The 5,171-nt window shown below is 57.5% G+C and carries 4 protein-coding genes; all 4 read right to left on the bottom strand.

From position 1 onward, the window contains the following. Positions 1-272 precede the first annotated feature (272 nt). The 4 genes from K7I12_RS17180 to K7I12_RS17165 all read right to left on the bottom strand — a co-directional run bounded on the left by K7I12_RS17180 (position 273) and on the right by K7I12_RS17165 (position 4,931). Positions 273-1,679, bottom strand: a complete 1,407-nt coding sequence (locus K7I12_RS17180; RefSeq protein WP_231664787.1) for a hypothetical protein — start codon at positions 1,677-1,679, stop codon at positions 273-275. 126 nt (positions 1,680-1,805) lie between these two features. Further along, positions 1,806-3,314, bottom strand: a complete 1,509-nt coding sequence (locus K7I12_RS17175) for a tripartite tricarboxylate transporter permease (RefSeq protein WP_231664786.1) — start codon at positions 3,312-3,314, stop codon at positions 1,806-1,808. Positions 3,315-3,347: 33 nt separating this feature from the next. Next, a complete protein-coding gene (locus K7I12_RS17170) occupies positions 3,348-3,845 on the bottom strand; it encodes a tripartite tricarboxylate transporter TctB family protein (protein WP_231664785.1) in 498 nt (165 codons plus the stop codon). Between the two features lie 96 nt (positions 3,846-3,941). Then, positions 3,942-4,931, bottom strand: a complete 990-nt coding sequence (locus K7I12_RS17165) for a Bug family tripartite tricarboxylate transporter substrate binding protein (protein WP_231664784.1) — start codon at positions 4,929-4,931, stop codon at positions 3,942-3,944. Between the last annotated feature and the right edge of the window lie 240 nt (positions 4,932-5,171).

Genomic DNA, 5,171 nt, shown 5'->3' with positions numbered 1-5,171 from the left:
CTCGTCGACGTTGATGTCGCTGATGGTCATGTCACCGCATGGCGTAGTGGTATCTCGGGACACCATGCCAGAGAAATCAGCTGGTTGGCGACCCTAATTCAGAACCACCTGAATAGTTACAGAAAAAGACACTAATTGCCACCCATGCCACAGAGGAATAGGTGGCAATGTTATTGCAGTCAGCCTTTTCTGCGCCCCCGCAGCAGCTTCATACCGGTTAAACGCTATTCGTTTGCGGCGATGTCACTGTGGAGGCGAGGCACCTACCCCACTCAACTTGCCAGTCGAAAGAGCACGGCGGCCGTCATCAGCGAGGCAGCCAGGAAAGCACCGTTCCAACGCAGACCGACCCGCCCGACCGTCATACCAGTAAAGCGCGACATGATCATCATCGCGGCCGTGAACGGCGACGACACCATGGTCAACGACCATCCTGCCAGCATAGCCGCAGCCAGCAGCGGCAACGACACACTCTCTAGACCCACCTGGGCGACCATGCTGGTCAAAAAGGTCACACTGATGATCGGATTGACGCCGACCTGGGCGAGTGCCACGATCAGCAGAAGTGCCAGAACCGGTAACCAGCTGCCAAGAGCTATCAGCAAGGTTGCCACCCCTTCCAACTGAGCAGGATCAAGCAGCGCCACACTGAGATAGCCGAGGTAGGCGCCAGAGCCCAGCGCTACCACCTCATTACCAATCCCACCCAGCACATCGGGCAGGCGACGGGCCAATAAGGTAATGGCGGGCCCCACACCGGCATAGCCAATGCCGCGACACTGCCAGGCTAGCCACCCCCAGGCTCCCAGCGGCACGCCGATTAATACAGCCTGAGGCAGCCGCAGCGAAAGAGTGGCGGCAAGGGCGAACACCAGAGTCACCAGAGCTAGCAGTAGCATGCTGAAGGCCGCCAGTGGCATCAGCGAGGGCTGCTCGGACACCATTGCGCTGGCTTTCGGACAAGGGTCTGCAACCTGGTCGCAGGCCCAACCCAGCAAGAACAGCACCGTTGCCGACGCCAGCACGTAGGGAAATAGCTCGGCCCAGGTCAGCGGCTCGAGATTGCCCAACACCACCGCAACACCGATACCCAGCGGGGAGACCAGGGGCGCCAGAGTGAAGCCGCGCAAGGTTGCCAGGAACATACGCCGGCGCCGTACCTGCTGCAGCCACACCTTCCCCTGTGCCGAGCCGAGGGTGTTGGCCTTGTCTATCATTGACATGAACAGGTTCAAAACGCCGAAGTTGAGCACGATCCCGAACAGCGTGGAGCCCAGCGAGAGCATCGGGTAACGCCAAGTGGGCGGCTGCATAAGCAGGCTCTGACCGCAGCGACGAATCAGCCGCGAGCGGTAGGCCGGCAGGCGCAGCAGCGCTAGTGCCGCCATGAACGCGGCCAGGAACACAAAGCCCCCGGCAGCCTCATGAAGCACCTTCCAAGGTGAAGGGAGTCGCCACAGCACGAAGAGCGATACTGTGACACAGGCTAAAGCCAGTATGCGGGCCATCGAGCTGAAGCGGGACCACCCAAGCAGCAGAAAGCCCACCAGCAGTAGTTGAGCTAGGCTCGCGGCAAACATTGCCCCACTCAGTAAATGCACCACGGCCAGCATGGCCACGCCGGCGAGCAGACGGCTGGACCACACGCTCGTAACCGACACCTCTATGGTGGGCCTCATGGTTGACTCCCCTCCCTGTTAACGAGCGAGCCGGCCCCAACAAACGGTGTCCGGCTCGGTTTCCTTACGTCCTGGCCCATCTCCTGGGCTACAAACCGATCGCCGGGGGTGGCATCACTCTTGGTGTCACACACCCTGTCCCGGCTCGCCCGCACTACGTTTAGCTTTCTGCCGCACGGTAAGGTATCGATAGAGGGCCAGTAAGATGGAGCTTACTGTCAGGGCGATGAAGAACCAGGTGATCGGACCACGCACGAAGATCGACAGGTCATTGGAGCCGATCAGCAACGAACGGCGCAGGTTGTCCTCAAACATTGGGCCCAGGATGAAGCCGATCAGGAAGGGGGCAGTCGGGATGCCGACGCGGTTGAACATATAGCCCAGCAGCCCGAAGGCCAGCATCAGCCAGACGTCAAAAGTGTCATTATTGACCGCATAGGCCCCGTACACGCAGAACATCAAGACGATTGGGAACAGGATCGCCTTAGGAATATCAGCAATCAAAGAGAAGTAACGGATTGCCGCGTTACCCACGAACAGCAGGATCACGGAGCTGAGCATGATACCGAGGAACAGCGCATAGATCAGCGACAGATTCTCCTGGAACATTAGCGGGCCTGGAGTCAGGCCATGAACCATGAAAGCGCCCAGGATAATGGCCGTGATCACGTCACCGGGAATCCCTAATGACAACAGCGGGATCAAGGTGGCCCCGGCCACGCCATTATTGCCAGCCTCGGAGGCGGCCACACCTTCCACCTCACCCTTGCCGAAACGTTCTGGGTGGGGCGAACGTCGCTTGGCATCGCTGTATGAGATGAAAGCTGCTGCGGTCGCCCCGGTACCCGGAAGAGCGCCGATGGCCACACCGATCAGGCTACCTCTCACAATGCTTTTTAGACTGCGCTTGAGTTCGGTCATCGTGATCCCGGCACCACTCGCCTTGGCACGCAGATGAGGCACCACTTTCTTGCGATAGAATTCGATGATTTCAGGGATCGCGAACAGACCAATAAGCAGCGGGATGAACGAGATACTATCCATCAGGTTGTAGTTGCCGAAGGTCAGCCGCTGCGAACCGAATACTGAGTCCAGCCCCACCAGCGAAAGCAAGATGCCCAGCAGTGCCGCAATCAGCCCCTTGATCATCGAACCACTTGCAAGCGAAATGATGATGGTCAAAGAAAAGCAGATCAGCCAGAAGAACTCTGGCGCGCCGAAGTTGAGCGCAATTTTTGCCAAATAGGCGGCAAAAAAAATCAGTGCGATATTGGAGATGAAATCCGCGATCACCGACGAGTAGAGCGCCATTTTCAGCGCCTTCTTCGCTTCCCCCTGCTGGGCCAGCGGATAGCCATCGAGCAATGTGCAGGCTGAGGCCGGCGAACCCGGTGTGCGGATTAGGATAGCGGTGATCGAACCGCCGTACATGCCGCCTTTATAGATACCCACCAGCAACAGGATGGCCGCTACCGGCTCCATAGAAAAGGTAAAAGGTAGCGCCAAGGCCACCGCCATGGTGGCGGTGAGTCCGGGGATGGCGCCGATTGTGACACCTACTACCACACCCACAGCAATCGCCAAGAAGTTTTCTACGGCCAGAAACAGCTGCAGTACTTCAGTAATGTTTTCCATAAAGACACCAGATCTTGAGGGATGGCCGCCGGGTCAGAACGGCAACATCGGCAGCGGTACGTTCATGACTTCGGTAAAAAGCAGCGATACGCCCACTGGGAAGACAATGACCAAGCTGTAGACCCACCAAGTACGTACCGGATGAGCGATGAACAGCAGCAGGGTAGCGAGGATGCCACTGAAAATTGCGCCCAGCAGTTCAAAAAAGCCGACATACACCACCAGTGCCAATACCATCAGGGCGAAGCGAAGCCATGGCCCGCGTTCGAAACGCCGTCCGCTATCCTCTCCATCGTCAACGACCAACACCCCTTGGGTGATCAGCAGTAATGAGAACACCAACAGCAGCCAGCCGACGATGGTTGGCAACCAGCGCGGTGACATCATCGGGTTCTGCATGATGGGCGGCTGGCCAATGTAGTTGGGGATCAGATAGAACAGCAGAAGCAGGGCAAAGCCCAGCAACACTACCCCCACGACCACATCCCACGGATCCTTGATCAGCGCGCCGCCGGTAGAATGAGACTTCATCGGGGATATCCTCTCGACATAATATGCTCTACACAGAAACCAATTGAGGCGAGGGCCGGGGCCCTCGCCTCACCATGCTATGTAGTTACCAAAGACTTACTCTTGGCGAATACCTGCTTCAGCTGCTACTTCGTCCCAGCGCGCAACCTCATCGGCAACGAAGGCCTTGAAGTCATCACCAGCGAGAGTACCTTTCTTCGCACCCAACTGTTCGACGAAGCTGGTGAACTCCTCGCGCTCCATCACTTTCTGCAGCGCTTTCTGCATGGTAGTGATCGCTTCTTCTGGGAAGGACTTATTAGCGATCAGACCAAACCAAGCAGTGGTAACGAACTGGTCGAGGTTATACTTGCCGATCTCCTTCAGGGTCGGCACTTCGGGCAGGTAATCTGAACGTTCAGCGGAGGTCACCGCCAGCGCCTTCAGGTCACCGGACTGAATGTAAGAGTACACAGTGGGCATGTTCTCGAAAGCGACATCGACGTCACCACCTAACAGGGCCGGCAGCGCAGCGCCACTACCGGCAAAGGGCACCGCGGTCATGTTAGTTTTGGTCAGCGACTTGAACAGCTCACCGGACATGTAAATAGAACTTCCCACGCCGCTGTGGCTGAATGTCATGTTCTGCTTCTTCGCCGCCTCTACGAATTCAAGCACGCTATTGTAGGGACTGTCAGCCGGGACCACCATCACGTTGGGAATGTTTATCATGTTCTGGATGAACACAAAGTCTTCGACCGGATCATAGGCGAGGTTAGGGTAAATAGCAGGACCTATGGCGTGGCCCGGAGAAGCCATCAGGATAGTGTGATCAACATCGCGGCCACCTCGGGCCAGACGACCGGTAGCCACAGTGGAGCCGGCCCCCGGGCGGTTCTCCACCACCACATTGGTGTCGAGTTCTTCCTGTAGCAAATCGGCCACGCGTCTCGACAGCACATCGGTGGTACCCCCCGGGGCATACGGCACGATCAAGCGCACATCGTCTGTGGGCCATTCCTGCGCCTGTGCGGTAGACACGGAGAGAGAGAGTGCGGCGGCACCGCCGAAGGTGGCGGCACACAGGGCGTTTAGAAACTTCTTCATGATGGACTCCTCGTGGGCATAGAGTGCTCATGCCATATGTTCGTCTGACGAACATATATTCGCAATTTACACAGCCAGACTACTGTGATCGATCCAACGCTGGAAACCCGACTTTAGTTGGCTCTTCGTCGTTTCATGTGGATTTGGCCTGATCCAGCAGGCTCCCCACCGGGCTGCCAATCAGATAGATCATGGTGATGAAGTAGCCCTCGTTGCGGTACCCGCGAGCCCGTGATCGGG

Source organism: Halomonas sp. IOP_31, from assembly GCF_021151495.1.
In the GTDB taxonomy this organism is placed as follows: domain Bacteria; phylum Pseudomonadota; class Gammaproteobacteria; order Pseudomonadales; family Halomonadaceae; genus Modicisalibacter; species Modicisalibacter zincidurans.
Note: the sequence above shows the minus strand (reverse complement) of the source record. Positions and strands in the feature narration are given on the sequence as shown.